Genomic DNA, 1,672 nt, shown 5'->3' with positions numbered 1-1,672 from the left:
CTCGTGCGCCTCGACGACGGCGCGGTGGTGCCCTTGGTCGAGCGGCTGGACGAGGCCGGACGGGGCTTCCGCTACCGGGTCGGCCCGGCCTCCGCCGACCCGGGCGATCCGGCGGTGTCGGAATTCGCCGCGACGGCCGGGCTGGGTTCGCTCCTCCCCCTGCGGCCGGTCCACCTGCGGGCGCGGCGGGACGCGTCGGGGGTGCGGCTCTCCTGGATCCGCCGGGCGCGCCGCGACGGCGACGCCTGGGCCCCCGCCGAGATCCCCCTCGACGAGCCGGAGGCCTACGCGGTCACGGTGTTCTCCGGTGCCGGCACGCCCCTGCGCCAGCTCCGGGCCGTGGCGCAGCAGCTCCTCTACGCCGACGAGGCGGCCTATTTCGGCGGCCCCCAGGCCAGCCTCGACGTCGCCGTGGCGCAGATCGGCGCGGTCGCAGGCCCCGGCCCGGCGTGCCGCGCCCGCATCCCGGTCCGAAGCGCCTGAACGGAAATCGCTCTGCGGAACGGCGTCGTTCCCGCAGCACCCTTTCCCGGGCGCATGCAGCGTCAGCGGAATGCGACCCGGGACCCAGCAGGACGAGACGCGAAGCGTCCGTATGGTTTGACGATCGTGCCGCTGCGCGGCGCTGTCTGCGCTGGGTCCCGGATCACCTTCCGCTGACGTTCCAGGCGTCCGGGAAAGGGGCGCGCTTCACCCGCCGGCGACGGCTGCGCCGATGGTCACGGCTAGAGTTTCCGCCCACGGAGCCCCCGATGTCCGACATCACGCCCCGCCTCGGCCTGCCGCTGATCGCGGCGAGCCAGGCCCAGAAGCACGTCACCCACAACGAGGCGCTCGGCCTCCTCGACGCCCTGGTCCAGCTCGCCTGCCTGGACAAGGACCTCACCGCGCCACCCAGGAACCCTGCCGACGGCGACCGCTACCTCGTGGTCACGTCGAACCCGGGGGGCGCCTGGGCCGGGCTCGCCGGCCAGGTCGTGCGCTACGCCGACGGCGTCTGGGTCGGCGCGGTGCCCCGGGCCGGCTGGTTCGCCTACCTGATCGACGAGGCCGACCTCTACGTGTTCGACGGCAGCGCCTGGGGAAGCTTCCGCCGGACGCTGACCGCGATCCAGAGCGTGAGCCGGCTCGGCGTCAACACCGGGGCGGATGCCACCAACCGCCTCGCGGTCAAGTCGGACGCGGCCCTGCTCACCTGGGACGACGCGACTCCGGGCTCCGGCGACATGCGGATCTCGGTCAACAAGCAGGCCCCGGCCCGGGACGCCGCCCTGATCCTCCAGACCGGCTATTCCGCCCGCGCCCTGCTGGGCCTTCTGGGCGGCGACGACTTCTCCCTGAAGGTCTCGCCCGACGGGTCCGCCTTCAGTACCGCGCTCACCGCTTCCGCGGCGAAGGGCGGGATCGATTTCGCCTCCACCGAGACCGTGCTGGCCGCTGCGGCGACCACGGATCTCGGCGGTGCCGGCACGCGGCGTGTGCTGATTGCCGGCACGGCCCGGATCACCCGCTTCGGCACCGGCGCCGACCGGGAGCGGCTCGTGCGCTTTTCCGGCGCCGCCACCCTGGTCCACGATCCCGAGCAGCTCGCCCTGCCGACCCGGGCCGACATCGTCACGGCCGCCGACGACACCTGCCTGGCCGCCTCGGACGGCGCCGGCCGGTGGCGCGT

At 74.3% G+C, this 1,672-nt stretch carries 1 protein-coding gene and 1 pseudogene; both read left to right on the top strand.

Annotated elements, in window-relative coordinates:
- Nucleotides 1-483: pseudogene (locus tag FV228_RS28940) on the top strand (hypothetical protein); the annotation flags it as partial.
- A gap of 269 nt (nucleotides 484-752) precedes the next feature.
- The coding region (locus FV228_RS28935) for a DUF2793 domain-containing protein (protein WP_147857616.1) at nucleotides 753-1,672 on the top strand (920 nt) is incomplete at its 3' end.

The organism is Methylobacterium sp. WL18 (assembly GCF_008040015.1).
In the GTDB taxonomy this organism is placed as follows: domain Bacteria; phylum Pseudomonadota; class Alphaproteobacteria; order Rhizobiales; family Beijerinckiaceae; genus Methylobacterium; species Methylobacterium mesophilicum.
This window is presented reverse-complemented; position numbering and strand designations above follow the sequence as displayed.